This window comes from Nocardioides sp. Leaf374 (assembly GCF_916862475.1).
Classification (GTDB): Bacteria; Actinomycetota; Actinomycetes; order Propionibacteriales; family Nocardioidaceae; genus Nocardioides; species Nocardioides kribbensis.
This window is the reverse complement of record NZ_CAKASO010000014.1, coordinates 1-26,747: the sequence shown is the minus strand read 5'-3', so window position 1 is coordinate 26,747 and position 26,747 is coordinate 1. Positions and strand designations below refer to the sequence as shown.

Below are 26,747 nucleotides of genomic sequence, written 5' to 3'. Positions count from 1 at the left end.
CACGTCGTCGGGCACAACCTCTCCCGCACGCACACCCGGTGACTAGCGGGGAAACCCTCGCAGCGACCCTCGCGGCACCCTCGCCGACCGGTCGGGTCAGACCCGGCGGTAGACCAGGTCGGTGATGGCCCGGCCGGCCTCGACGCCCTTGCGCTCGAACTTCGTCACCGGACGCTCGCCCCAGCGCTCCACGACGCCGCCCTCCAGGGCGGGCTCGGCGTCGAGGACGGCCTCCATCTGCTCGGCGTAGTCGCCCCAGTCGGTGGCCAGGCGCCACACGCCGCCGGGGCGCAGGCGGGAGGCGACCAGCGCCGCGAAGTCGGCGTCCACCAGGCGACGCTTGCGGTGCTTCTTCTTGTGCCACGGGTCGGGGAAGAACGTCCAGACCTCCTCCAGGGCGCCCGGGGCGATGCGGTGCTCGGTGGTCCACACGGCGTCGACCCCGCAGAGGCGCACGTTGGTCGCCCCCGTCTCGGCCAGCCGCCACAGGGTGTCGGCCACGCCCGGGCGCCACACCTCCAGCGCCAGCACGTCGTACGTCGGTCGCGCTGCGGCCAGGACCGCGGTGGCCTCCCCCACGCCCGAGCCGATCTCGAGGATCATCGGCGCCTGCCGGCCGAACCAGGCGGCCCAGGAGAAGTCGGGGTCGTCGACGGCCTCGTCGGGCACGACCAGACCGTCGTGGTGGGCCTCCCACGCCTCGGCCTGGCGCGGGGTGAAGCGCTGGCCGCGCCGGGAGTAGCTGAGCACCTCGCGCACCCGACGGCCGTCGTCGGTGAGCTTGAGGTGGGGGCGGGCCGGGGTCACCCGGTCGGTCATGTCTCTCCTCGGCGTTGCTGGCGCTGGTGCGGGTGCTGGGGTGGTGCGGACGCGCAAGAGCCCCCAGCCCGAAGGCTGGGGGCTCTCACAGGTGCTTCAGTCGATCACTTGGTGATCTTGGTGACCCGACCGGCGCCGACGGTGCGGCCGCCCTCGCGGATCGCGAAGCGCAGACCCTCGTCCATGGCGATGGGCTGGATCAGCTCGACGGCCATCTCGGTGTTGTCACCGGGCATGACCATCTCGGTGCCCTCGGGCAGCGTCACGACGCCCGTCACGTCCGTGGTGCGGAAGTAGAACTGCGGGCGGTAGTTGTTGAAGAACGGCGTGTGACGGCCGCCCTCCTCCTTCGACAGGATGTAGACCGAGGCGTCGAAGTTGGTGTGCGGGGTCGTGGTGCCCGGCTTGATGACGACCATGCCGCGCTCGATGTCCTCGCGCTTGGTGCCGCGCAGGAGGAGACCGACGTTCTCGCCGGCCTGGCCCTCGTCGAGCAGCTTGCGGAACATCTCGACACCGGTGACGGTCGACTTCTGGGCCTTCTCGCGGATGCCGATGATCTCGACCTCCTCGTTGACCTTGACGATGCCGCGCTCGATGCGACCGGTGATGACGGTGCCGCGACCGGTGATCGTGAAGACGTCCTCGACGGGCATGAGGAACGGCTTGTCGGTCTCACGCTCGGGGGTCGGGATGGCCTCGTCGACCGCGTCCATGAGCTCCATGATCGAGTCGCCCCACTTGGCGTCGCCCTGCAGCGCCGGGAAGGCGGCCACGCGGACGACCGGGATGTCGTCGCCGGGGAACTCGTACTCCGAGAGGAGCTCGCGCACCTCCATCTCGACGAGCTCGATGAGCTCCTCGTCGTCGACCATGTCGCACTTGTTGAGCGCGACGACCAGGGCGGGCACGCCGACCTGGCGGGCGAGCAGCACGTGCTCACGCGTCTGGGGCATGGGGCCGTCGGTCGCGGCGACCACGAGGATCGCGCCGTCCATCTGAGCCGCGCCGGTGATCATGTTCTTGATGTAGTCGGCGTGACCGGGGCAGTCGACGTGCGCGTAGTGGCGGTTCTCGGTCTGGTACTCGACGTGCGCGATCGAGATCGTGATGCCGCGCTGACGCTCCTCGGGAGCCTTGTCGATGTCCTCGAACGCCGAAGCGGCGTTGAGGTCCGGGTGCTTGTCGTGCAGCACCTTCGTGATGGCAGCGGTCAGCGTCGTCTTGCCGTGGTCGATGTGACCGATGGTGCCGATGTTGACGTGCGGCTTGGTCCGCTCGAACTTCGCCTTAGCCACGGTGGGCTCCTCCTGTGGTGGTTGTTGCTTGACTCGTACTTGCTGGGGGTGGTGCCGAGGATCTGTCGCTGCGCAACCCTAGAGGGTCACTCGCCACGGACCTTCTTGATGATCTCGTCGGCGATGTTCGAAGGAACCTCGGCGTACGAGTCGAACTCCATCGAGTACGACGCCTGGCCGGAGGTCTTGGACCTCAGGTCGCCGACGTACCCGAACATCTCGGACAGGGGCACGAGGGCGTTGATGACCATGTCACCGTGCCGCTCCTCCTGCGCCTGGATCTGGCCGCGCCGCGAGTTGATGTCACCGATGACCGTGCCGAGGAAGCCCTCGGGGGTGGTGACCTCGACCGCGAACATCGGCTCGAGCAGGACCGGCTTGGCCATGCGTGCGGCCTCCTTGAAGGCCTGGTTGCCGGCGATCTTGAACGCGAGCTCGGAGGAGTCGACGTCGTGGTAGGCGCCGTCCTCGAGGGTGAACTTCACGTCGACCATCGGGTAGCCGGCGAGCACGCCGAACTCCATGGCCTCCTGGCCGCCCTGGTCCACCGACGGGATGTACTCGCGCGGGACGCGACCGCCGGAGACGCTGTTGACGAACTCGTAGCCGGCGCCCGTGCCGGTCTCCGGGTCGATGTTGGGGCCGAGGTTGATGACGACCTTCGCGAACTGGCCCGAGCCACCGGTCTGCTTCTTGTGGGTGTAGCTGTGGCCCTTGACCTCCTTGCGGAGGGTCTCGCGGTAGGCGACCTGCGGCTTGCCGACGGTGGCCTCGACGCGGAACTCGCGCTTCATGCGGTCGACGAGGATCTCCAGGTGGAGCTCGCCCATGCCGGCGATGATCGTCTGGCCGGTCTCCTCGTCGGACTTGACCGTGAAGGTCGGGTCCTCGTCGGAGAGGCGCTGGATCGCCATGCCCAGCTTCTCCTGGTCGCTCTTCGTCTTGGGCTCGATCGCGACCTCGATCACCGGGGCCGGGAACGTCATCGACTCGAGGACGACCTGGTTCTGCGGGTCGGACAGGGTGTGACCGGTCTTGGTGTCCTTCAGACCCATCACCGCCACGATCTGGCCGGCGCCGACCGACGCGATCTCCTCACGCTTGTTGGCGTGCATCTGGTAGACCTTGCCGATCCGCTCCTTGCGGCCGTTGACCGAGTTGACCACGGTCGAGCCGGCCTCGAGCTTGCCGGAGTAGACCCGGACGTAGATCAGCTTGCCCAGGTGGGGGTCGGAGGCGATCTTGTAGGCCAGGCCGGAGAAGGGCTCGTCGTCGGAGGGCTTCCGGACGATCTCCTGCTCCTCGTCCTTGGGCGAGTGACCCACGATGCCGTCGATGTCGAGCGGCGAGGGCAGGTACTTGACGACCGCGTCGAGCAGGGGCTGGACGCCCTTGTTCTTGAACGCGGTGCCGCACAGGACGGGGTTGAGCTTGTCGGCGAGGGTGGCGCGACGGATCGCGGCCTCGAGCTCCTCGACGGTGAAGTCCTCGCCCTCGAGGTACTTCTCCATGATGGCGTCGTCGGCGTCGGCGAGGGTCTCGAGGAGCTTGGTGCGGTACTCCTCGGCCTGCTCGGCCAGCTCGGCCGGGATCTCCTCGACCTCGTAGTCCTCACCCATCTTGGTCTCGCCGCGCCAGGTGAGGGCACGCATGCCGACCAGGTCGACGACACCGAGGAAGTCCGACTCCGCGCCGATGGGCAGCTGGAGCACGAGGGGGGTGGAGTTGAGGCGCTCGACCATCATGTCGACGCAGCGGAAGAAGTCGGCGCCCGTGCGGTCGAGCTTGTTGACGAAGCACATGCGGGGCACGGAGTACTTGTTGGCCTGGCGCCACACGGTCATGGTCTGGGGCTCCACACCGGCGACACCGTCGAAGACCGCGACGGCACCGTCGAGGACGCGCAGCGAGCGCTCGACCTCGGCGGTGAAGTCGACGTGGCCCGGGGTGTCGATGATGTTGACCTGGTGGTTCTTCCACCAGCAGGTGGTCGCGGCGGACGTGATCGTGATGCCGCGCTCCTGCTCCTGCTCCATCCAGTCCATCGTGGCGGCGCCGTCGTGGACCTCACCGATCTTGTACGAGATGCCGGTGTAGAACAGGATCCGCTCGGTGGTGGTGGTCTTACCGGCGTCGATGTGAGCCATGATGCCGATGTTGCGGACCTTGTTGAGGTCCGTGGTGATGTCGACAGCCACTGTGAGTGCGTTCCTTAGAAAGTGGGAGTGGTGCGGTGGGGACGGAGCCCCTCACGAGGTGAGGGACTCCGCCGTGGTCACCAGCGGTAGTGCGCGAAGGCCTTGTTGGACTCGGCCATCTTGTGCGTGTCCTCGCGCTTCTTCACCGCGGCACCGAGGCCGTTGGAGGCGTCGAGGATCTCGTTCATGAGGCGCTCCGACATCGTCTTCTCGCGACGGTCGGCGGCGTAGCCGACGAGCCAGCGCAGCGCGAGCGTGGTGCCGCGCGTGCCCTTGACCTCGATCGGGACCTGGTAGGTCGCACCACCGACGCGGCGGGACTTGACCTCGATGGCCGGCTTCACGTTGTCCATCGCACGCTTCAGCGTGACGACGGGGTCGGTGCCGGTCTTCTCGCGGCAGCCCTCGAGCGCGCCGTAGACGATGCGCTGAGCGACCTGCTTCTTGCCGTCCATGAGGACCTTCGACACGAGCTGGGAGACCAGCTGCGACCCGTAGACGGGGTCGATGTCGATCGGCCGCTTGGGAGCGGGACCCTTGCGCGGCATGTCAGCTCTTCTCCTTCTTGGCCCCGTAGCGGCTGCGCGCCTGCTTGCGGTTCTTCACGCCCTGGGTGTCGAGCGACCCACGGATGATCTTGTAGCGGACACCGGGGAGGTCCTTCACACGACCGCCGCGGACGAGCACGATCGAGTGCTCCTGGAGGTTGTGGCCCACGCCCGGGATGTAGGCCGTGACCTCGACGCCGCTGGACAGGCGCACACGGGCGACCTTGCGCAGGGCGGAGTTCGGCTTCTTCGGGGTGGTGGTGTAGACGCGGGTGCAGACACCGCGTCGCTGGGGCGAACCCTTGAGGGCAGGCGTCTTGTTCTTCGACACCTTGTCCTCGCGGCCCTTGCGGACCAGCTGGTTGATCGTGGGCACCTGGTGGTTCCCCTTCTGTGTCGCTCTCAGTGCGCGGCGCCTTGCCGGGCACGATCTTCGTGCGCAGGTCGACTGCGCAGGTCCTGCATGTCCGGGTGGTGCGGAGCCAACCGGCGTTGCTCACCCCCGAGGTCGGGCGTGTCGCCCGGGTGACGGTGGCTTTCGTGCAGGTGGCCGGACGGTCAGGACCCGCCGATCACTTCCGAGCACGCGCAACGGCCTGGTTGTCCCAGACACGATGACCGAGGCTACCCGGCGCCTCCAGCCCGGTCAAAACGCTGCGGAGCCCGCCACTGAGCCGCACGAGCACCGTCACGGCGAGCGCCACGCCGACCAGGGTGAGACTACCGCCGACCACCAACGTCCACCGGGCGCCGAGGTGCTCCCCCACCCAGCCGATGAAGGGCGAGCCCAGCGGCGTGCCGCCCATGACGATGGTCATGTAGAGCGCCATGACCCTCCCCCGCAGCGCCGGGTCGGACTCCAGCTGGAGGGTGGCGTTGGCGGAGTTGAGCAGGGTGAGGGTGCAGAAGCCGATCAGGGGCACGAAGCAGGCGAAGACCAGGTACGACGGGAGCAGCCCGGCCACGATGTTGGCCACGCCGAAGCCCACCCCCGAGAGCACGAGCAGCCGCAGCCGGATCCGGGTGCGCCGCGCCGCCAGGAGCGCCGCCACCAGCGAGCCGACCGCCATCGCCGAGCCCAGCACGCCGAACTCGCTGGCGCCCAGGCCGTAGACCTCGGTGGCCATGAGCGCGGAGGTGATCTGGAAGTTCATCCCGAAGGTGCCGGCGAAGAAGACCAGCACCAGGATCATCATCATCTTCGGCTGGCTGCGCACGTAGCGCACCCCCTCGCGCAGCATGCCCGGGGTGCGCCCGCGCAGCTCGGTGGTGTGCAGCAGCGCGGTGTCCATGCGCTGCAGCTGCCAGATCACCGCGGCGTAGGACACGGCGTTGACCAGGATCACCCAGCCCGTCGCCCGGGCCCCGCCGCCGAGCGCGCCGATCATCAGCCCGGCCAGCCCGGGCCCGGCGATGCGTGCGGTGTTGAAGGCCGCGGAGTTGAGGCTGACGGCGTTCGTGACGTCGTCGCGACCGACCATCTCCGAGACGAAGGACTGCCGCGCGGGGGCGTCGAAGGCCGACCCGATCCCGAAGAGGAAGGCCAGCACGAAGACGTGCCACGTCTGGGCCGCACCGGTCACCGCGACCACGCCCAGCACCAGCGAGCAGACGGCCATCGTCACCTGCGTGACCTGGAGCAGCCGGCGCTTGGGGAAGCGGTCGGCGACGACCCCGGCGTACGGGGAGAGCAGGAGGACGGGCAGGAACTGCAGGCCCGTGGTGATGCCGAGGGCCGTGCCCCCGCCCCCGAGGCTGAGCACCAGCCAGTCCTGGGCGACCCGCTGCATCCACGTCCCGGTGTTGGAGACCACGCTGCCGGCGAGGTAGAGCCGGTAGTTGTGGTTGGCCAGGGCGCGGAACGTGGGGCTCACGCAGCGATCAGTCCTTCGGGGTCCAGGGGGCGGGGCGTCAGTCGAGGCGGGCGAGCCGCTCGAGGATGGGGGCGGCGCCGCGCAGGGCGGCACGCTCGTCGGGGCTGAGCGAGGCCAGCGCGGTGGCCAGCCACTCGTCGCGGCGGCGGCGGTCGGCCAGCACGGTCGCGCGGCCGAGGTCGGTGAGCGTCACGACCACCTTGCGGCCGTCGTCGGCGTCGGCGCGACGGTCCACGTGACCCCGCTCGGCCAGGGCGCTGACCACCCGGGTCATGCTCGGCGGCTGCACCCGCTCGTGGGCGGCGAGCGCGCCCACCGTGAGGTCGCCCTGACGGAAGAGCGCGCCGAGCACGGCCATGGCGTTCATCGACAGGTCGTTGTCGGGGTGGCGCTCCGCGGCCAGCCGGCGGCGCAGCCGCATCACCGAGAGCCGCAGCTCCGAGGCGAGCCCCGCGTCGGTGCGGGCGACCTTCTCCGTGGTGGGCATGTCGTGAGCATAACTCATTACCCTTGCTAAGCATTCCCGCGACGGGAGGCCCGACCCGGTCGCGCCGGGCCGGGCCTGCCCGGGTCAGGCCAGCAGGTCGGTGATCGGGTCGATCGCGAAGTAGACGACGAACAGCGCGGCCACGACCCACATCAGCGGTGCCACGGCGCGCGCCTTGCCGCGCACGACCTTGATCAGCACGAAGGCGAGGAAGCCGGCGCCGATGCCGACGGTGATCGAGTAGGTGAAGGGCATGAGCACGATGGTGAGGAAGGCCGGCAGCGCGATCTCCAGGTCGTCCCAGTCGATCTCGCGCACCTGCTGCATCATCAGGAAGCCCACCAGCACCAGGGCCGGCACGGCCGCCTCCGACGGGATCACCGCGACCAGCGGCGCGAGGAAGATGGTGAGCAGGAACAGCACCCCGGTGACCACCGAGGCCAGCCCGGTGCGCGCGCCCTCGCCGACCCCGGAGGCCGACTCGATGTAGGAGGTGTTGGACGAGACGCCGGCCGCGCCGCCACCGGCCGCGGCCAGCGAGTCGACGACCAGGATGCGCCGGGTGCGCGGGGGCATGCCGTCCTCGTCGAGCAGGTCGGCCTCCGCACCGATGGCGGTCATGGTGCCCATGGTGTCGAAGAAGTCGGCCAGCAGCAGGGTGAAGACCAGCAGCAGCGCGGCGACCACGCCGATGCGGTCGAAGGAGCCGAGCAGGGAGAACTCCCCCAGCGTGCCGAAGTCGGGCGAGGCCACCAGGTCGGAGGGGAGCTCGGGCGTGGTGAGGCTCCAGCCGCCGACGTGGCCGATCTCCTCGACCAGCACGGCCACGGCGGTGGTCACGACGATGGCCACGAGGATCGCCCCGCGCACCTGGCGCACCCACAGCGCCACCACGAGCACCAGGCCGAGGGCGAAGACGAGGACGGGCCAGCCCGAGAGCTGACCGGTGGCGCCGAGCTGCACCGGCACGGTGGTGCCGGCGGCGTCGGGGATGCGCTGCACGAAGCCGGCGTCGACGAAGCCGATGAGGGCGATGAAGAGCCCGATGCCGACCGAGATGGCCACCTTGAGCTGCGCGGGCACGGCGTGGAAGACGGCCTCGCGGAAGCCGGTCAGCACGAGCACCAGGATCACCAGGCCCTCGAGCACGACCAGGCCCATCGCGTCGGCCCAGGTCATCTGGGAGGCCACCGAGAAGGCCACGAAGGCGTTGAGCCCCAGCCCGGTGGCCAGCGCCATCGGGTAGTTGGCCACCACCCCCATCAGGATCGTGGCCACCCCCGCGACCAGCGAGGTGCCCGCCGCGATCACCGCGAGGTTGCCCGGCCCGGGGCCGCCCAGCGTCTGGCCGTCGGCGTCGAGGGCGAAGCCCAGGATGAGGGGGTTGAGCACGACGATGTAGGCCATGGTCACGAACGTGACCACGCCGCCGCGCACCTCGCGGGCCACCGTCGAGCCGCGCTGGGAGATCTGGAAGAAGCCGTCGATGCCGGCAGGACGGCCCACGGGGCGCACAGGACTGCTCACGGGGAGCAACCTTCTCAGCCCGGGCACCGTCGCTGTCAACGCGGACCGACCTGTGGTCCTCCCCGTGGTCCTCCCCGTGGTCCGCGTGGTGAGGCGAGGGCCACTACAGTCGCCCGCGTGGAGCTCCGCGACGACCAGCCGACGCAGCACGAGATCGGCAACCGCACCTACGTCGTCGCCGACGTCGAGCCGCTCGACATCGACGGCGTGCGCACCGTCTGGGTCGGGGTCGGGCTGTGGTTGCTCGCCTTCGTCGCCCTCCTCCCGTTCTACGGCCGGCTCGAGGAGTCGGGACGCACCTGGTGGCTGTGGACGTGCCTGTCCGGCTTCGGCCTGGGCCTGCTGGGCGTCGAGTACTGCCGCCGGCGCCGCCGGGCCCGCGCCGACCAGGCCGACCAGGCCGACCGGGCCGATGACTGAGCCGTCGCCGCCGACGCGCTGGGCCCGGGGCGGGGAGGCCAACGCCGGCTACGCGCTGCGCTTCGCCGAGCTGGTCGAGGCCGGCGACGACGTGGACGGCGAGGCCCGGCTGGCCGACGCGCTGCTCCCCCGCGGCGGTCGCGTGCTCGACGCGGGCTCGGGCATGGGGCGCGTCGGCGCCGCGCTCCTCGGTCGCGGGCACCAGGTCGTGGGCTGCGAGCCCGACGCGGCGCTCGTGGCGCAGTCGCGGCGCACCTACCCCGGGCTGACGGTGCTGCCGGTCGACGTCCTCGAGCTCAACCCCACGGTGCTCGAGGCCGCCGGCGCCCCGACCGGCTTCGACCTGGTCACCTGCGTGGGCAACGTCATGATCTTCCTGGCCGAGGGCACCGAGCGCGCGGTGATGCGCCGGCTGCGCGACCTGCTTTCACCGACGGGACGCCTCCTCGTCGGCTTCCAGCTCGAGGGCGGGCCCACGACCAGCCGGGTCTACCCCGCCGCGGAGTTCGTCGCCGACGCCGAGGCCGCCGGCCTGCGCGTCGACCTGCGCCTGGGCGGCTACGACCTGCGCCCCGTCGACCCGGCGTACGCCGTGTGGGTGCTGAGCCGCGACGACGCGCCGGCCGCCGCGGGCGACCACCGCACCGTCACCCACGACCCGGCCTGAGCGGCCCGGCGCGGGAGGCAGGGCTCAGAAGCGCTCGACGTCGCCCGGGGTGAGGGTGTCGAAGACCGGCTCGGGCACGGGCACGGGCTCGTGCTTCTTGGCCAGGCGCACCTCGGAGTGGGCACCGCAGCCGTGGTCGAAGGAGACCACGCGACCGTCGTCGTTGGCGTCGCCGTTGGCGCAGACGCCGAAGGTGTCCGACAGCGGGCCGGCCAGACGCACGAGGAAGCCGCAGGAGTGGCAGTGGTCGGGGGCGGCCTGGGCCAGCGCCGAGCCGGGGCCGGCGTCACCGTCGTACCACCGCTGGGCCGCGAGGTCGCGGCCCTCGACCGACAGGGTGCGGACGCGGCCCAGGCCGAGGTCCTGGGCCACCTGGCGCACCTGCGCGCGGTCGTCGGCGTCGAGCGGGTCGTCGCCGTAGGACCAGGTCGGCACGAGGCGCGGGTCGTCGTCGTCGACGGGCAGCAGGTCGCCGGGCGAGAGGTCGCCGGGCTGCAGGCGCTCGCGGTAGGGCACCCAGGCCGGCGCGACGATGGCGGACTCACCGGGGATGAGGACGACCTCGTCGACGGTGACGGCCTTCTGCCGCGAGGCGCGCGCGACGGTGACCGACCAGCGCCAGCCGGAGTAGCCCTTGCGCAGGCACGCGAACTGGTGGGTGACGACGCGCTCGCCCTCCACGAGGTGCCCGAGGTGGTCGCCGACGTCGACGGCGTCGACCTCGGCGAGCAGGGCCTCCCGGGCGGCGTCGACGGCCGCGACCGTCGCGGGGTCGGGCTTGGCGCGCAGCACAGTGGTCACGGCGGGCAATCATGCCTCCTCCCACCCCGCGTGTCAGGTCGGGGTCCCGTGTCCCTCCCCTCGGACGGTCGGACCCCCAGGGCAGGATGTGCCCATGACCTCGCACGGACCCGACCCGGCCGACGAGCCGACCGTGCGGATGCCGCGTGCGCGCACCCGGTCGGTGGGGCGCGGCCTGGGCACGGGCGTCCGCGCCGGAGCCCGCGGGGTGGCCGGTGTCGCCCGCGGCACCGGGCGCGCCAGCCGCTACGTCGGGCGCCAGGCCGTGCGCGCCTCCCACGCCCAGGGCGCCGACCGCTCCGGGCTGTCGCGGCTGATCCAGATGCACTTCTTCAACACCGCCGGCGACGCGGCGGTGGCGATCTCGCTGGCCGGCAGCCTGTTCTTCCAGGTGCCCTCGGGCGAGGCGCGCGGGCAGGTGGCGCTCTTCCTGGGGCTGACGATGCTCCCCTTCGCGATCGTGGCGCCGCTCATCGGCCCCTTCCTCGACCGCTTCAGCCACGGTCGCCGATGGGCGATCGGGGCGACCATGGCGATCCGGGCCGTGCTGTGCCTGACCCTGGCCGGGGCGGTCAACGGCGAGTCGCCGCTGCTCTTCGCCGCCGCCCTGGGGGTGCTGGTCTCCTCCAAGGCCTACGGCGTGACCCGCGCCGCCGCGGTGCCCCGGCTGCTGCCCGACGACTTCACGCTGGTCAAGGCCAACGGGCGCGTCTCCATGGCCGGCATCGTCGGTGCCACCGTCTCCGCCCCCCTCGCCGGGCTGGCCTCCCTGGCCGGCCCCGAGTGGTCGCTGCGCTACGCCTTCCTGCTCTTCGTGGCCGCCACGGTCGCGGCCATCCGGCTGCCCGCCTCCGTCGACTCCAGCCAGGGCGAGGAGACGATGGTGCTGATGGCGCCGCCGGCCGACCGCGCCGTCGGCGACGGCACCACGCGCTCGGGGCGGCCCCGCACCCGGATCCCCACCGCGGTCGCCTTCGCGCTGCGCGCGAACTGCGGGCCGCGCTGGCTCTCCGGCTTCCTGCTGATGTTCATGGCCTTCCTGCTGCGCGAGAACCCTCCCGCGAGCAGCCTGCGCCCCGAGCTGCTCATCGGGATCGTCGTGGGCGCCGCCGGCGCCGGCAACGCCCTCGGTGTCGCGGCCGCCGCCCTGCTGCGGCGGATCAACCCCGCCGTGACCGTCGTGCTCGCGCTGCTGGCCGGCACCGGGGCGGCCCTGGTCGCCACGCTGTTCTACGGCGTGCTCCCGCTGGCCCTGCTCGGCCTGGTGGCCGGCCTGTCGCAGTCGCTCGCGAAGTTCTGCCTCGACGCCACCATCCAGCGCGACATCCCCGAGCGGGTGCAGGCCAGCGCCTTCGCCCGCAGCGACACCACCCTCCAGCTGGCCTGGGTGGTCGGCGGCTTCATCGGCATCGCGCTGCCGCTCGAGCCCGCCCGGCTCGGCCTCGGCGTCGCCGTGGCCGTGCTCGGGGCGTGGTCGGTCTTCGTGCTCAGCTCCTCGCGCGGGGCCGTGCGGTCGGTCGCGCGCGTCTCCTGAGCCGCCTCAGAGCTCCAGCTCGTCGGCGAGGGCCCGCAGCAGCTTGGCCGTCGGACGCGCGGTGCGCGCGTCGGGGTGGCGGCCGTGGCGGTAGGCCTCGCCCACGCCGTCGAGCAGCGTGATGAGGTCCTCCACGATCGGCGCCATCTCGTCGGGCTTCTTGCGCCGCGCCTGCGACTGGTTGCGCGCCACCGAGGTCGGGGCGTCGAGCACACGCACCTGGAGGGCCTGCTCGCCGCGACGACCCTGCGCCACCCCGAACTCCACCCGGGTGCCCGGCTTGATCGACGTCGTGCCGGCCGGGAGGGCGTCGGCGCGGACGTAGACGTCGTCGCCACCGTCCTGGGAGAGGAAGCCGAAGCCCTTCTCCGCGTCGAACCACTTGACCTTGCCACTGGGCACGGCGACTTCCCCCGTCAGCTCTGCGTCGGGCCCCTGCGGACCGACCGACGGGAAGGATATGTGGGGCCCGGTGAGCCCCGCCATCGGGTTCAGAGCAGCTCGGGCGCCAGGGTCGAGACCCCCACGACCAGGCCCGCGAGGTTGGCCGCGAGCAGCACCAGCACCCACACCACGACCGGCAGCCGGGTCAGCCGGGCCAGCTGGTCGGGGTCGGAGCCCCGGCGTCGCGCCGCCCCCGCGCCCAGCAGCTCCAGCAGCGGCCGGGGCGAGGCCAGCAGCAGCAGCCAGGCGATGAGGTACGCCGCCACCGCCTGCGCGGTCGGCCCGCCGGCCCAGGAGACCAGGCCCACGCCGGCCCCGAGGACGACCAGGGCCAGGGCGCCGTACAGGTTGCGGACCCACAGCAGCATCAGCGCCGACAGCACCACCAGGCCCCACAGCAGGGCGAGGCTGCGCCCCGCCGCGAGCGCGAGGGCGGCCACGAGGCCCAGCAGCGCCGGGGCGAGGTAGCCCGCGGCCAGCATCGCCACCATGCCCGGACCACGCGGACGGCCCCGCGACAGCGTCACGCCGGAGGTGTCGGAGTGCAGCCGGATGCCCTGCAGCCGGCGCCCGACGAGGACGGCGACGAGGGCGTGGCCCGCCTCGTGGACGACGGTGACGGCGAGCCGGACCCGCGGCCAGGTGCCGGGGGCGAGCACGAGCAGCGCCGCGACGGCGCCGGTGAGCAGCACGAAGCGGGCCTCGGGCACGGGCTGGCGCGAGGTCACGTCGCCCCAGAGCCGGGCCCAGGTGTCGGCCCAGGTGTCCCCCGCGCTCACCGCCAGCGCTCGGGGTCGGGCAGGGCGTCGTTGAGCCCCCCGGACCGGAAGCCGCGCTCGGCGATGCCGGCGTGGGCGAAGCCGGCCTCGCGGACCCGGGCCAGCACGGCGCCGGCGAGCACCGACGGCAGCGGGAGCAGGGCGGCGTCGAGCTCGACGGACGCGCGGTCCTCGCCCAGGTCGCGCACCCGCAGGTCGCGCAGCGGCAGCCCGGCGCCCGTGACCGACTCGCGCACCGCGGCCTCGGCCCGCTCGACGCGGGCCAGCCGGTGGGGGGTGACCTCGACGCCGTAGGCGACCCGGGAGGACAGGCAGGCCGCCGCCGGCTTGTCCCAGGTGGGCAGGGCCCAGCGACGCGAGACCTCGCGCACCTGCGCCTTGGTGAGGCCGGCGTCGGCGAGCGGGGTGATCGCCCCCCGCTCGGCGGCGGCGCGGATGCCGGGGCGGAAGCCGGCGACGACGTCGTCGGCGTTGGTGCCCGTGGCGACGTGCTCGACCCCGCGCTCGCGGGCCAGCGGCACGAGCACGTCGAGCAGCTCGGCCTTGCAGAAGAAGCACCGGTCGCCGTCGTTGGCGCGGTAGCCCTCGCGCTCCATCTCGTGGGTGCGCGGGGTGAGCACCTCCACGCCGAGGCCCTCGGCGAAGGCGCGGGCGGGGTCGCGCTCGGCCGCGGGCAGGGAGTCGGAGTAGCCGGTCACCGCCAGCACCCGCCCGGGCCCGAGGGCCCGCACGGCCGCGGCCAGCAGCAGGGCGCTGTCGGCCCCGCCGCTGTAGGCCACGGCCAGCGAACCCAGGTCGGCCAGCCGGGCCTCGAGTGCCGCCACCCGCGTGGTCAGCACGTGGTCGTCGAGCCACCCGGGGAAGTCCTCGAGGCTGTCGAGCACCACGTGGGTGCCGGCGTCGAGCAGCTCCTCGCGGGTGCAGCCGCCGGTGAGCACCGAGACGCTCGTGGCCCCTGCGGCCAGCGCGCCCTCGACGTCGTGCACGTGGTCGCCGACGTAGACGCCCGCGCCCTCGCGGCGCAGCGCGGTCGCCTTGCCCGCGCCCCAGACCCACCCCTCGAGCACGTCGACGTCGAGTCCGAGGTGCTCGACGTGGCGCCGGGCGTTGTCGGGGAACTTGCCGGTCACGAGCACGATGCGGCCGCCGTGGCGGCGCACGGCCGCCAGCGCCTCGTGAGCGCCCGGCAGCACGGGCGTGGTGGTCACGGCGTGGTCGGGGTAGAGCGCGCGGAAGCGGTCGCCGGCCGGACCCACCGCCTCGGCCGGCAGGTGGGGTGCGAGGAGCTGGTCGAGCGGGGGGCCGAGCCGGGCGGTCATCTCCTCCACCGGCAGGGCGACGCCCAGCTCGTCGCCGAGCACGCGCAGCAGCGCACGGAAGCCGGGGGCGGTGTCGATGAGGGTCATGTCGAGGTCGAAGCCGACCACCGGCGGCACGGCGGAGGGCGTCGGGGGCATGCCCGGAGCCTACGTGCGCGCACCCCTCGACCCCCGGCTGTGGGGTTCGCCTCCCGCTGCGCCCGGCTGTCGGTCACAATGGGTGGTTCCCGCCCCCGCGCCCGCCCCGCGACCCACCGACGAGGACCCCGTGACCGCCGCCCGCCGCTCCCGCAGCCGCCGCGCCGTCCGTCGCGCCGTGGCGGCCGCGGTCGCGCTGGTCGGGGCCGCGGCCCTGGCCGGTGCCGCCCCCGTCGCCGCTGCGCAGGACGGCACCGACCTGTGGCTGGTCACCCTCGCCGGACCCGGCACGGCCGGCGACACCTCCCCGCTGCCCGAGACGATGCTCGAGCTCAGCATGCGCGGCCAGCAGGACGCCGTGCTCGCCGCCGTGGGTGCCCCGGAGCCGGTCTACCGCTGGACCTCCGCGCTCAACGGCGTCGCCGTGCGCCTGACCCGGGCCCAGGCCGACGAGATCGCCGCCCAGCCCGGCGTCGTGGCCACCGAGCGCGACACCGTGCGCCCCCTGGCCGCCGCGCCCGGCCGCGGCAGCGCCACCGAGCGGCTGGTGCCCTCCGGACGCCAGCGCGGAGGCGCCGGCGTCGTCATCGGCGTCGTCGACTCCGGTCTCAGCCCCGACAGCCCCGCCTTCGCCTCGGTGCCGGGCCTGGGTGAGCGGCCCGCGCGCTTCCGCGGCGACTGCTCGCAGTCCGCCGACTGGCGCGCCAGCGCGTGCAACGGCAAGGTCGTGGGCGGCTCCTGGTTCCTCGCCGGCTTCGGCGAGGACGCGGTGCGCTCGGCCTCCTCGCTCTCCCCCCGGGACGACGACGGCCACGGCACGCAGGTCGCCTCGATCGCCGCCGGCAACGCCGGGGTCGCGGTGCGCGTCGACGACGACGAGCTCGGGTCCTACGCCGGCGTCGCGCCGCAGGCCAGGCTGGCGGTCTACAAGGCCTGCTGGACCGCGCCCGACCCCGCCGACGACGGGTGCTCCACCGCCGACCTGGTCTCGGCGGTGGACCGCGCCACCCACGACCGCGTCGACGTGCTCAACCTCTCGGTGGGCGGGAGCCCGGGCTTCGACGTGCTCGAGCGCGCCCTGCTGGGCGCGGCCGAGGAGGACGTCGTGGTGGTGGCCGCCGCCGGCAACGACGGCGAGCGCGCCTTCGCCTCCCACCCCTCGCCCTGGGTGACGACCGTGGGCGGCACCACCGGTCCCGACCGTCGCGGGAGCGTGGCGCTCGGCGGCGGTGGCCCCGTGGTCGAGGGTCTGATGGCCTCGCCGCGCGACGTCGGGCCGGCACGGCTCGTGGTCGGGGCCGACGTCAGCGCGCCGGGTGCCCGCATCGACGACGCCCGCGTGTGCGCGCCCGGCAGCCTCGACGCTGCGCGGGTGACCGGTGCCGTGGTGCTGTGCGACCGCGGCCGGGTGGGCCGGGTGGACAAGTCCGCGGCGGTGGAGCGGGCCGACGGCGTCGGCATGGTGCTGGCCAACGTGCGGCGCCAGTCGCTCGACACCGACCTGCACAGCGTGCCGACGGTGCACCTCGACCGCGCCGACGGCGACGCCGTGCGCACCTGGTCGCGCTCCCACCCGCTGGCCCGCGTGACCCTCACCTCGCTGGGCACCGACCGCGCCGCGTCGCAGGTCCTGGCGTGGTCGGGCTCCGGCGACCCCGCCGGGGCGGTGGTCAAGCCCGACGTCGTGGCCCCGGCGACCGGCGTGCTCGGCGCCGTGCCCTCCGACGTCCGCGGCACCCGGTGGGCCTTCGCCTCCGGCACCTCGGCCGCCACGGCCATCACCAGCGGCACCGCCGCCCTGCTCGTCGACCGGCGCGGGTGGTCGGCGACCGCGGTGCGCTCCGCCCTCGCCACCAGCGCGGCGCCCGTGCGCGGCACGTCGCCGCTGCGGGCCGGGGCCGGCCGGGTCAGGGCCGAGCGCGCCCTGCGCCCCGGGCTGGTCTACCTCACCGACCCCGCCGACTACCGCGCCTTCATCGACGGCCGGCTCGCCGGACGCGACCCCGAGCAGGTCCTCAACCTGCCCTCGGTGCTGCTGGGTGCCGAGGAGAGCCGCACGCGACGCACGATCACCAACGTCGGCGGGCGCGCCCTCTACTTCTCCTCCTCCGCCCGCGGCTTCACCCACCACCGCGCGGTGGTCACCCCGGCCGCCGTGCGCCTCGACCCGGGCGAGTCGGCCCGCTTCACCCTGACGCTGACGGCACGCCCCGGGGCGCCTCGCGGCGACGACGGCACGGTCGTGTGGCGCGGGGGCGACGGCACCCGGGCCAGCATCCCGGTCGTCGTCAGCCGCTGACGGTCCCCTCAGGCCAGGCCCAGCGCCTTGGCGCTCTCCTCGCGCATGGCGACCTTGCGGATCTTGCCGGTGACGGTCATCGGGAACTCCTCGACCACCATGACGTAGCGCGGGATCTTGTAGTGCGAGAGCCGTCCCGAGGCGAAGGCCCGCACGGCGGCGGCGTCGAGGGGGGCCGCACCGGGTCGCATCCGCAGCCAGGCGCACAGCTCCTCGCCGTACTTCTCGTCGGGGACGCCGACGACCTGGACGTCCTCGACGTCGGGGTGGGTGTAGAGGAACTCCTCGATCTCGCGCGGGTAGATGTTCTCCCCCCCGCGGATCACCATGTCCTTGATCCGACCGACGATCGTGCAGTAGCCGTCCTCGCGCATCTCGGCGAGGTCTCCGGTGTGCATCCAGCCGTCGGCGTCGATCGCCTCGGCCGTCTTGGCGGGGTCCTCCCAGTAGCCGAGCATCACGCTGTAGCCGCGGGTGCACAGCTCACCGGGCCTGCCGCGCTCCACGGTGAGCCCGCTGACCGGGTCGACGACCTTGATCTCCAGGTGCGGGTGGACCCGGCCGATGGTGGCGGTGCGTCGCTCCAGGTCGTCGTCGTCACGGGTCTGGCAGGAGACCGGGCTGGTCTCGGTCATGCCGTAGGCGATCGACACCTCGCTCATCCCCATGTCGTCGATGCAGCGTCGCATCACCTCGACCGGACAGATGGAGCCGGCCATGATCCCGCCCCGCAGCGAGCTCAGGTCGTGCGCGGCGACGTCGGGGAGGCTCTGCATGGCGATGAACATCGTGGGCACGCCGTAGAGCACGGTGCACCGCTCGTCCTGCACCACGCGCAGCGTGGTGGCGGCGTCGAAGCCCGGCGCGGGGATCACCATCGTCGCGCCGTGGGTGGTGCAGCCGAGGTTGGCCATGACCATGCCGAAGCAGTGGTAGAAGGGCACCGGGATGCACAGCCGGTCCTCGTGGGTCAGGTTGATCGCCTCGGTGACCAGGAAGCCGTTGTTGAGGATGTTGCGGTGGCTGAGCGTCGCGCCCTTGGGGTAGCCCGTCGTGCCGCTGGTGTACTGGATGTTGATGGCGTCGTCGGGACGCAGCCCCGCCTGCCGCTCGGCGAGGGCCTCGGCGGCCACCGCCTCCCCCGCGGCCACCAGGTCGGCCCAGTCGCCGGTGTCGACGTAGACGGCCCGCTCCAGCGCGGGACAGTCCCCGCGGACCTGCTCGACCATGGCGCGGTAGTCGCTGCCCCGGTAGCTGCTGGTCGCCAGCAGCAGGCGCATGCCCGACTGCTCGACCGCGTAGGCCAGCTCGTGGGTGCGGTAGGCGGGGTTGACGTTGACCAGGACGATCCCGGCCTTGGCGGTGGCGAACTGCACGATCGTCCACTCCGCGCAGTTGGGCGCCCACATGCCGACCCGGTCGCCGGGCTCGAGGCCCGCGGCCATCAGCCCGCGGGCCACCGCGTCGACGTCGCGGTCGAGCTCGGCCCAGGTCCACCGGCGCCCGGTGGCGACCTCCACGAGGGCCTCGCGCTCGGCGTACGTCGCGGCCGTGCGGGTGAAGCTCTCCCCGATGGTCTCCTCCAGCAGCGGGGGCGTGGTCTCTCCGGCGGCGTAGGACTCCATGGGAGCAACGTAACGCCCGTCACGTTGTCGCGGGGTTGGCGCGGGCCGCGGCGGGGGCCCTGACGACGACGGACCCCGCCGATCCGGGGATCGACGGGGTCCGAGGAGGACGGGCGGGTCAGCTCGAGCGGCCGACCTTCACCGTCATGTTGCCGTTCTTGGCCACCTTCACCACGCGGATCGTGGTGCCGGTCTGCGGCACGTCGACACCGAACCAGCCGGGCTGGTAGAAGCCCGGGTGGGTGCCGACGCCGTGCTCGTCGCTGTCGAACCACCACGGGCGGGTGTCGTCGAAGACGGGCTGGGCGCGTCGCGCCGGGACCGTGAACTCGCGGCCCGCGTTGCTCAGGGTCTGGGCCTTGATGCGGCGCAGGCCGAAGGCGGAGTCGGCGGTGTTGACCCGGGTGCGGGCCAGCGTGTCGTCGGCGTAGTGGACGAAGTCCGGGTGCGCGTCGACCGGCAGGACCTGGCCGGAGCCGGGGTGGTCACCGACGTTGTTGTCGGTGTAGGAGGTGTCCCAGTAGGAGATGAGGGCACCGGGGGCGTAGCGGAAGAACTCCACGGTGTCGGGCTTCTTCTCGAGGTCCGGGAAGTTGTAGAGGTGCTTCAGCTGCTTGTCGCGACCGACGTACTGCCGGTTGTCGACGATGTAGGCGTTGAGGAACTCCTCCACCTCAGTGCCGGTCGAGGTCGTGAACCCGTCGAGCTCGAAGGCGGCGTCGCCCTCCTCGGCGGTGCCCACGGTCTCACCGTCGACGGCGACGTTGTCGACCGCGAAGCCCGGGAGCACGAAGGCGCTGTCGGTGCGGTAGCGGAAGCGGATCGTGTCGGTGTCGGCCGGGAGGGTGGCGGTCAGGTCGACCCAGGCCCCGTCGGTCGTGCCCGAGATGCCGGTGCCGTCGGGGTTGAGGCCGCTGGCGTCCTCGCCCTCGAAGCTGACGCTGGTCGGCACGCCGGCGAAGGTCTCGCCGCCGTCGCTGGAGGCCTCGAGGTAGGCGTAGTCCCAACCCTCCTCGATGTCGTAGCGCGTCGTGGCGGTGAGCTCGCCCCCGCCGTCGACGGCCGCGGTCATGCGGGTGTCGAGGTCGTTGCCGGAGGTGGAGTAGTAGAACCGCTCGCCGCCGTCGGCGGCCGGCTCGCCGAGCTGGGAGACGACCTCCTTGTCGGGCAGGATCGTGATCAGGCCGTTGGCGGCGCTGCCCGAGGTCGACTGACCGGGTCGCAGCACGTGGGTGGAGCTGCGTCCGGCGCGGGCGACGTCGTAGTCGAGCCAGCCGAGCTGGAACTTCTCCCAGGCACCGAAGGGCTGCGGGCGGTCGCCGATGCCCGGGTCGCCCGGCAGCGTGCCGCGCGACTGGCTCATCAGGCTCCAGAACTCCACGCTGTTGGAGGCGCCGCCGGTGTTGCCGGAGGTGTCGTAGAGGTCGGGCAGGCCGAGGTCGTGGCCGAACTCGTGGGCGAAGACCGACAGGCCGCCGTTCTCGGGCTGGATGGTGTAGTCGCCCACCCAGACACCGGTCGGGTTGTCGGGGATCTGCACGTTGGCGCCGCTGGCGTCGGAGACGCCGCCCTCGCCGACGTTCACGCCGCCGAGCTGGGCACCGTCGGCCGGGCCCGTGCCGAGCGGCTCGATCTGGGCGTACCAGCGGTGGCTCCAGATGGCGTCCTCGCCGTAGGTCGGGTCGCCGTCGGCCTCGTCGCCGCCGGCGTGCACGACCTGGAAGTGGTCGATGTAGCCGTCGGGCTCGGAGAAGTCGCCGTCCTCGTCGAAGTCGTAGCGGTCCTGCTGGTCGAAGGTCTTGAGGTAGGCCTGGATCTGCTCCATCGACTGGCCGGCGTCGAGCCGGTCCTGGGTCCACTGCGCGAGGCCGTCGCGGATGAGGAACCAGGTGTTGTTGCAGACGATGTCGCCGCAGGTGTTGCGGCCGTAGCGGGCCTGGTTGAAGGGGACCTTCACCCAGGCGGTCACGTCGCCGTCGACGGAGTACTCACCGGAGGACTGCTGCTCGTAGAACGTGCGCATCCGGTTGAAGTACATGTCGCGGTAGTGCTTGCGGTCGTAGTCGGCCTGCCACAGCGTGGAGTTGTCGGTGGCGCGGTCGGGCTTCGGGATCTCGTTGTGGAGCGGGCCGTCGTAGGTGGTGGCCGGCTCCTGGCCCTCGGTGGTCCCACCGTCGGGGTAGGCCGAGTGGCGGGTGTCGCCGAACTCCGCCAGCACGACGAAGATCTTGTCGGTGCCGGACTGGGCCACGCGGCCGTAGGTGTCCTTGCCGATCTTCTGGCTCTCCCCCGAGCCGCCGTTGCGCAGGCGCTTCTCCACGGCGACCTGGCGCTCGGCCTCGTACTTGGCCTGCCAGGGCATGGTGAGGGAGTCGGTGGGGCGGGGCGCAGCGGCCTCGCCCGACGGGGCCGCCGAGGCGGCCGGGGCAGCCGGCGCGGCGCCGGACTGCGAAGCGGTCAGCGGCAGCGCGAGCGCTGCGGCGACCAGTGACGTGCTCGCGACGACGGCGAGTCTGGACCTGCGCAAAGTCATCCTCCTGGGACGGTTCCGAGTGGCGCTCCAGCGCCCGAGACAGGCCGCTCGGCGAGCCCCGTCGGATCACGGCAGGGTCGGGCGGTCGACCTCGTGCAGTCGACACGCCCGACCCCGGGCACCGGAAGAGGCACAGGCCATCGTTACCGAGTCGTGACCGGTCCGCAGCCCGGCCGACCGGGGGGTCACGACTCGCGCGAGACGTCCATGGAGCGGTCGCCGAAGCGGACCTTGTCGCCCGGCAGCAGCGTGACCGCCTTGCCCGCCGACAGCTCGCGGGTGACACCGGAGCGCACCAGCATCGAGCCGTTGGTGGACCCGCGGTCCATGACCACCAGGGCGCCGTCGGGGGCGACGAGGAACTGGGCGTGGGTCTTCGACAGCGACATGTCGGAGGAGGGCAGCGGCACCAGGTGGCGCACGTCCTCCCCGCCTCGGGCCTGCGGCCCGCGACCGACCAGGGCGAGGCCCTCGACGACGAACGACTCCCCGGTGTCGAAGGCGACCCGCCAGCGCGTGGGGGCCGTGGTCGGGGACGACGGCGGGGCGGGCTCGGTGCGGATCCGGCGCCCCGCGGGTGGCGACGGGGGCGGGGGCGGCGGTGCCTGAGGGGCCTGCGGTGCCTGGGGGGCCTGCGGTGCCTGGGGGGCCTGCGCGGGCTTGGCACGGGCCGGGGCGGGCACGGCGGCCGGGGCCGGGGCGGGCACGGGAGCGGTCACCGGCTCGGGCTCGGGGGCGGCCAGGCGCAGCGCGGTGAGGTTGACGACGGCGCGCGGACGCTCGGCCTCGCTCTCGACCTCCGGCGCGGGCCGCACGTCGACGACCACCGAGCGCCCCAGGTGGTCGTGCCAGCCGCGGCGCCGGGCGCTGGCGTCCATGACCGCGGTCCACGCCAGCGTCGCCACCCCGAGGCCGAAGGTGGGCAGGGCGCCGACGCCGAGCACGAGCTGGCGCAGCAGCGCACGGCCCACGCCGATGGGCTCCCCCGTGCCGACGGCGACGACGCGCAGGCCGACGGCGGCCTTGCCGAGCGACACCCCGCGCAGGCCCAGCACGACCGCCGAGGCGAGCGAGACGACCAGCACGACCCCCACCACGGCGAGCACCGCCACGAGGGTGCCCGACCCGTCGGCGAGGAAGGCCCAGGCGGCCCAGCCCGCGGCGGCGTAGAGACCCCACGCCACGAGGCGGTCGAGGGTGAAGGCGTAGAACCGGCGGTCGAGCTCGGCCGCGGGGAAGCTGGTGGGAGCCGCCTCGCGGGCGGACACGTGGGACACCTCGACGCGCCTCAGGGCCGGGTGACCTGGATGGTCACGCCGTCGCCGAGGTCGATGAGCGCTCCGGGGATCAGCTGCACCGGGATGCCGGGCTGCAGCGACTCCGAGGGCAGGCCGGGCTGCACCAGCACGGTGCCGTTGGTCGAGCCCATGTCGGTGACGACGGCGCTGCCGTGGTCGGCCCCCGACCCGGGGCGCACCTCGAGGTGGGTGGAGCTGATCTCCTGCTGCGGGCTCGGCACCGTGACCAGGCGCGGCTGCTCGGTGGACGTGAAGCGCCGCGCCTCGGGGGCGCGGCCGACCAGGATCACCCGGTCGACGTCGACGGTGTCGCCGCTCGACACGACGAGCCGTGCCACGGGACGCGAGGTGACCGACGGCGCCTGCGGCTGGCCGGGGATGCCGGCCTGGGGGCGCGCGAACTCGTCGGGGTCCCAGCTGCCGGCGCGGGTCATGCCGTCGTGGTCGTGGTCGGCCGGCGGCGGGTCGGGCTGGGAGCCGGGCTGGGGCTCGGGGGTCGGGTCGGGCTCCGGGGCCGGCGGCGGGGCGCTGGGCGGCGGGCCCGTCGGCGCCCCCCAGGCCGGGGGCGCGGGCGCGGGCGGGAGGCTGTCGAAGCGCTCGGTCGGCAGGTCCTCGTACGCCGGCTCGACGGGCTCGGCGGCGGCCGCGGGCTCGGGCTCCGGCTCGGGCTCGGGCTCCGGCTCGGGCTCGGGCTCCGGCTCGTCGGGCACCGCGGCCTCCGCCGCGGCGGCGACCACCGGGGAGGGCTCCTCCTCGGCCTGCGGCACCGCCGCGGAGGCGGGCACGTCGACGGGGGCGGGCACGTCGAGCGGCGCCGGCACGTCGAGCGGCGCGGCGGGCGCGGGCTCGACGGAGGCGGGTGGGTCGTCGACGCGGGCGACGCGCACCAGGCCGGGGCCGATCACGAGGTCGGGCCCGGCGGTGTCGCCGGAGACCGACACGGTGGTGGCGGTGACCCCGGGCAGGGAGCGCTCCACCCAGGTCGTGGCCGCGGTGCCGTCGAGCTCGACCACCTCTCCCCCCGCGGTGAGGGTGCAGGTGACCGAGCCGCGCACCACGGCGCGGGTCGTGCCGTCGACCTCGCTGACGAGCACGAAGCCCGGCAGGTGGCGCAGGCCGCCGGCGATGAGGGCGTCGAGGACGGCGTCGCCGTCGGCGCCGTCGTCGACCATCTCCCACAGGGCGGCCACGCGGCCGCGCTCGGAGGGGGGCAGGGCCACGAGGACGTCGGGGCCCAGCACGGCGTACCAGTCGCCGGGCCGGTAGGACCGGGGACGCGAGGGGGAGGGGGTCACGGCAGGGCTCCCAGCTTCTGCTCCAGGCTCACGCGCTGGCGCTCGGAGTCGTAGGGGTGGTCGTGGGCCAATCCCACCACATCGACGACGACGGCGGTGGCGTTGTCCTTGCCCCCGGCGGCGACGGCGGCGCGCACGACCTGCTCGGCCGCGTCGCGGGGGTCGGCGGCGGCGGCGAGGATCCGCGCGACGTGGTCGTCGCCGATCATGCCGGTCACCCCGTCGGAGCACAGCAGGAGCCGCTCGACGGCCGGCAGGGGCAGCAGGAAGTAGTCGGCCTCGGCGCCCTCGGTGGCACCGAGGGCGCGGGTGATGATGTGGCGCTCGGGGTGCACGGCGGCGTCGTCGGCCGTGATCGTGCCGGCCTCGACGAGCTCCTGCACGACGCTGTGGTCGACGCTGACCTGCTCGAGCACGCCGTCGCTGAAGCGGTAGATGCGGGAGTCACCGAGGTTGGCCAGCAGCCACTTGGTCTCCCCGGCGTCCTCGACCAGCAGGGCGACGACGGCCGTCGTGCCGGCGTGGAAGGAGCCCGCGCCGCCGAGGCGCTGGTGCGCGCCGTACTGCTCGATGCGCTGCTGGCAGGCGGTGAGGGTGGCCGCGACCACCTCCGCGCCGCGACGGGGGTCGTAGCCCTCGTCGGCCAGCCGGGCGAACTCCTCGACCACGATCGCGCTCGCGACGTCGCCGCCGTCGTGGCCGCCCATGCCGTCGGCCACGACGAAGACCGGAGGCGCGACGAGGAAGGAGTCCTCGTTGACCTGGCGCACCAGCCCGACGTCGGTGGCCGCCCCGTGCTGCAGCTCGACCTGTCCCAGGGGGCGGCTCATCGGCGGACCGACGCCCACGACGAGGACCGGGTCGGTAGCGTGGGAGGGATGTCCGAGACGGGGTACCGATCGTTGGCCGACCAGCTGCGCGCCTGGTCGGACGAGCGGCTGTCCCGTCTGCTCGTCGCTCGACCCGATCTCGCCACTCCCGCCCCTCACGACTCCAGCCAGCTCGCCTCGCGGGCTGCCACCCGGTCGTCGTTGCTGCGCACGCTCGACCAGCTGTCCCGGCTCGAGCTCTGCGTCCTTGATGCCCTCGTCGTCGCAGGTCAAACCACACCCGACGAAGTCGCCTCGCTGGTGCACGCCGACCCCGCCCGGGCCCGTGCCGCGCTCGAGCACCTCGTCGACGTGGCGCTCGTCTGGGAGTCGACGTCGGGCCCCCGCCCGCTCACCGGCGTGGCCGACCTGCTGACCGGCGGCGGCGGCGACGTCGGGGTGAGCGGCCTGCGCCCGCGCAGCCAGCCCGCGCCCGACCCCACCGCGGTCGCGTCCCACCTGGCCGCCCTCTCCCCCGCGGCGCGCGCGATGCTCGACCACGTCGCCGCCCAGGGCGGCGAGGCGACCACCGGCGCCGCCCGCCACACGGTGCTGCCCGAGGACGCCACCACCCCCGCCGAGGAGCTGCTGTCGCGCCGCCTGCTGGTGGCCCGCGGCGGCGGCACCGTGGTGGTGCCCGGGGAGGTCGGCCTCGCGCTGCGCGGCGGGCGCACCACCACCGATCCGGTCGACGCCGTGCCCGAGCTGGTCACCTCCGAGCGCGACCAGGCCCTCGTCGACCGCACCGCCGCCGGCGCGGCCTTCGACGCCGTACGACGCACCGAGCTGCTCCTCGACGCCTGGGGCACCCGGCCCCCCTCGGCCCTGCGCAGCGGCGGCCTCGGGGTGCGTGACCTGCGGGCCGCGGCGCTGCTCCTCCACGTCGACGAGGCGACGACCGCGCTGCTGGTGGAGACCGCCGTCGCGGCGGGTCTGCTCGCGACCGGCGTCGGCGCCGACGGGGCGCCGGCGTGGCTGCCCAGCGACGACTACGACGCCTGGGCCGCACGGCCCGCGGCCGACCGGTGGCGACGCCTCGTCACCGCGTGGCTCGACAGCCCCCGCCTGCCGGGCATGGTGGGCAGCCGCGACACCGCGGGCAAGGCGTGGAACGCCCTGTCGCCCGACCTCTCGGGGGTGCACGTCGTGGAGACGCGCCGGATGACGCTTGAGGCGCTGGCCTCGGCCGGGCCGGGGCGCGTGCTGGCCAGCGGCACCGGGCCGCCCTCGCTGCACGCGCGGCTGTCGTGGCTGCGTCCGCGCCGGCCCCGCACCCGCACCGAGCAGGTCGGCTGGGTCGTCGCCGAGGCGGCCGCGCTGGGCCTGACCGGCCTGGGCGGGCTGGCCGGCTTCGCCCGCCCGCTCGTCGCCGACGAGCCGGACCGCGCCGCGGCCGAGCTCGCGCCGCTGCTGCCCGAGCCCCTCGACCACGTGCTGCTGCAGGCCGACCTGACGGCGGTGGCCCCCGGGCCGCTGGAGTCGGCGCTCGCGCGACGCCTCCAGGTCGTGGCCGACGTGGAGTCGCGCGGCGGCGCGACCGTCTACCGCTTCACCCCCGGCTCCGTGCGGCGCGCGCTCGACACCGGCTGGACCGCGGTGGAGCTGCACGACTTCCTGGGCTCGGTCTCGCGCACGCCGGTGCCGCAGCCGCTGACCTACCTGGTCGACGACACCGCACGGACCTTCGGCTCGGTGCGGGTGGGGCACGCCGAGGCCTTCCTGCGCGCCGACGACGAGACCGCGCTCTCGGAGATCCTCGGCCACCCGCAGGCCGCGGGCCTGGAGCTGCGCCGCCTGGCCCCGACGGTGCTGGTCTCGACGCTGCCGATCGACCTGCTGCTGCCCCGGCTGCGCGAGCTCGGTGCCGCGCCGGTCGTCGAGGCCCCCGACGGCACGGTCCACGTGGCCCGCCCCGACCAGCTGCGCGCCCGCACCCCCCGCGAACGGCGCTCGCCGGGCCAGCGCGACGCCCGCG

The 26,747-nt window shown here is 73.7% G+C and carries 22 protein-coding genes; 5 read left to right on the top strand and 17 right to left on the bottom strand.

Annotation, left to right across the window (positions count from 1 at the left end; genetic code table 11):
- Positions 1-96 precede the first annotated feature (96 nt).
- From trmB to LPA27_RS08695, 8 genes are all read right to left on the bottom strand, one after another.
- Entirely contained in the window at positions 97-819 is a 723-nt protein-coding gene (gene trmB / locus LPA27_RS08730; RefSeq protein ID WP_228942194.1) for a tRNA (guanosine(46)-N7)-methyltransferase TrmB, read from the bottom strand.
- A gap of 104 nt (positions 820-923) precedes the next feature.
- The gene (gene tuf / locus LPA27_RS08725) at positions 924-2,117 is read right to left on the bottom strand and encodes an elongation factor Tu (protein WP_056862065.1); all 1,194 of its coding nucleotides are present in this window, start codon (positions 2,115-2,117) and stop codon (positions 924-926) included.
- An 86-nt stretch (positions 2,118-2,203) separates the two neighbouring features.
- Positions 2,204-4,315 carry an elongation factor G gene (gene fusA / locus LPA27_RS08720; protein ID WP_082499865.1) on the bottom strand — a complete coding sequence of 704 codons (2,112 nt, stop codon included), beginning with the start codon at positions 4,313-4,315 and terminating at the stop codon, positions 2,204-2,206.
- A gap of 77 nt (positions 4,316-4,392) precedes the next feature.
- On the bottom strand, positions 4,393-4,863 hold the full coding sequence (rpsG, locus tag LPA27_RS08715; RefSeq protein WP_056862064.1) for a 30S ribosomal protein S7: 471 nt from the start codon (positions 4,861-4,863) through the stop codon (positions 4,393-4,395).
- A gap of 1 nt (position 4,864) precedes the next feature.
- Complete coding sequence (rpsL, locus tag LPA27_RS08710; RefSeq protein WP_056862063.1) at positions 4,865-5,239, bottom strand: 30S ribosomal protein S12; 375 nt, start codon at positions 5,237-5,239, stop codon at positions 4,865-4,867.
- A 196-nt stretch (positions 5,240-5,435) separates the two neighbouring features.
- On the bottom strand, positions 5,436-6,737 hold the full coding sequence (locus LPA27_RS08705; protein WP_228942193.1) for an MFS transporter: 1,302 nt from the start codon (positions 6,735-6,737) through the stop codon (positions 5,436-5,438).
- A gap of 37 nt (positions 6,738-6,774) precedes the next feature.
- Entirely contained in the window at positions 6,775-7,224 is a 450-nt protein-coding gene (locus LPA27_RS08700; protein ID WP_228942192.1) for a MarR family winged helix-turn-helix transcriptional regulator, read from the bottom strand.
- An 84-nt stretch (positions 7,225-7,308) separates the two neighbouring features.
- Positions 7,309-8,751 (bottom strand): NCS2 family permease, encoded by a 1,443-nt coding sequence (locus tag LPA27_RS08695; protein ID WP_228942191.1) that lies wholly within the window; start codon positions 8,749-8,751, stop codon positions 7,309-7,311.
- 117 nt (positions 8,752-8,868) lie between these two features.
- On the opposite strand from LPA27_RS08695, the gene LPA27_RS08690 reads away from it, so the two are divergent.
- Both LPA27_RS08690 and LPA27_RS08685 read left to right on the top strand, forming a co-directional pair.
- Positions 8,869-9,171: a DUF2530 domain-containing protein gene (locus LPA27_RS08690; RefSeq protein ID WP_200918902.1), complete on the top strand. Its 303-nt coding sequence runs from the start codon at positions 8,869-8,871 to the stop codon at positions 9,169-9,171.
- A complete protein-coding gene (locus LPA27_RS08685) occupies positions 9,164-9,838 on the top strand; it encodes a class I SAM-dependent methyltransferase (RefSeq protein WP_228942190.1) in 675 nt (224 codons plus the stop codon). The genes LPA27_RS08690 and LPA27_RS08685 overlap by 8 nt, the downstream gene beginning before the upstream one ends.
- 24 nt (positions 9,839-9,862) lie before the next feature.
- Here the strand turns inward: LPA27_RS08685 and LPA27_RS08680 are convergent, their stop codons facing one another.
- The gene (locus tag LPA27_RS08680) at positions 9,863-10,639 is read right to left on the bottom strand and encodes a DUF3027 domain-containing protein (protein WP_056862059.1); all 777 of its coding nucleotides are present in this window, start codon (positions 10,637-10,639) and stop codon (positions 9,863-9,865) included.
- Between the two features lie 94 nt (positions 10,640-10,733).
- Between LPA27_RS08680 and LPA27_RS08675 the strand changes: the two genes are divergently transcribed.
- A complete protein-coding gene (locus LPA27_RS08675) occupies positions 10,734-12,173 on the top strand; it encodes an MFS transporter (RefSeq protein ID WP_228942189.1) in 1,440 nt (479 codons plus the stop codon).
- 6 nt (positions 12,174-12,179) lie between these two features.
- Here LPA27_RS08675 and LPA27_RS08670 read toward each other — a convergent pair whose 3' ends face one another.
- The 3 genes from LPA27_RS08670 to LPA27_RS08660 form a co-directional block, all read right to left on the bottom strand.
- Positions 12,180-12,575, bottom strand: a complete 396-nt coding sequence (locus LPA27_RS08670) for a cold-shock protein (RefSeq protein ID WP_056862058.1) — start codon at positions 12,573-12,575, stop codon at positions 12,180-12,182.
- Positions 12,576-12,664: 89 nt separating this feature from the next.
- Entirely contained in the window at positions 12,665-13,396 is a 732-nt protein-coding gene (locus tag LPA27_RS08665; protein ID WP_056862057.1) for a M50 family metallopeptidase, read from the bottom strand.
- Positions 13,393-14,853: an HAD hydrolase-like protein gene (locus tag LPA27_RS08660; protein WP_228942188.1), complete on the bottom strand. Its 1,461-nt coding sequence runs from the start codon at positions 14,851-14,853 to the stop codon at positions 13,393-13,395. Before LPA27_RS08660 ends, LPA27_RS08665 begins: the two co-directional genes overlap by 4 nt.
- A 130-nt stretch (positions 14,854-14,983) precedes the next feature.
- Between LPA27_RS08660 and LPA27_RS08655 the strand changes: the two genes are divergently transcribed.
- Positions 14,984-17,152 (top strand): S8 family serine peptidase, encoded by a 2,169-nt coding sequence (locus LPA27_RS08655; RefSeq protein ID WP_228942187.1) that lies wholly within the window; start codon positions 14,984-14,986, stop codon positions 17,150-17,152.
- An 8-nt stretch (positions 17,153-17,160) separates the two neighbouring features.
- Here the strand turns inward: LPA27_RS08655 and LPA27_RS08650 are convergent, their stop codons facing one another.
- The 5 genes from LPA27_RS08650 to LPA27_RS08630 form a co-directional block, all read right to left on the bottom strand.
- Complete coding sequence (locus LPA27_RS08650; protein ID WP_228942186.1) at positions 17,161-18,777, bottom strand: AMP-binding protein; 1,617 nt, start codon at positions 18,775-18,777, stop codon at positions 17,161-17,163.
- Positions 18,778-18,895: 118 nt separating this feature from the next.
- Entirely contained in the window at positions 18,896-21,304 is a 2,409-nt protein-coding gene (locus LPA27_RS08645; RefSeq protein ID WP_228942185.1) for an immune inhibitor A domain-containing protein, read from the bottom strand.
- Between the two features lie 191 nt (positions 21,305-21,495).
- Complete coding sequence (locus LPA27_RS08640) at positions 21,496-22,587, bottom strand: RDD family protein (protein ID WP_228942184.1); 1,092 nt, start codon at positions 22,585-22,587, stop codon at positions 21,496-21,498.
- A gap of 11 nt (positions 22,588-22,598) precedes the next feature.
- On the bottom strand, positions 22,599-23,903 hold the full coding sequence (locus tag LPA27_RS08635) for an FHA domain-containing protein (protein ID WP_228942183.1): 1,305 nt from the start codon (positions 23,901-23,903) through the stop codon (positions 22,599-22,601).
- Positions 23,900-24,733, bottom strand: a complete 834-nt coding sequence (locus tag LPA27_RS08630) for a PP2C family protein-serine/threonine phosphatase (protein ID WP_056862051.1) — start codon at positions 24,731-24,733, stop codon at positions 23,900-23,902. Before LPA27_RS08630 ends, LPA27_RS08635 begins: the two co-directional genes overlap by 4 nt.
- Before the next feature lie 48 nt (positions 24,734-24,781).
- Here LPA27_RS08630 and LPA27_RS08625 point away from each other — a divergent pair.
- Positions 24,782-26,747, top strand: a 1,966-nt coding sequence (locus LPA27_RS08625) for a helicase-associated domain-containing protein (protein ID WP_228942182.1), incomplete at its 3' end; no start/stop codon positions are given.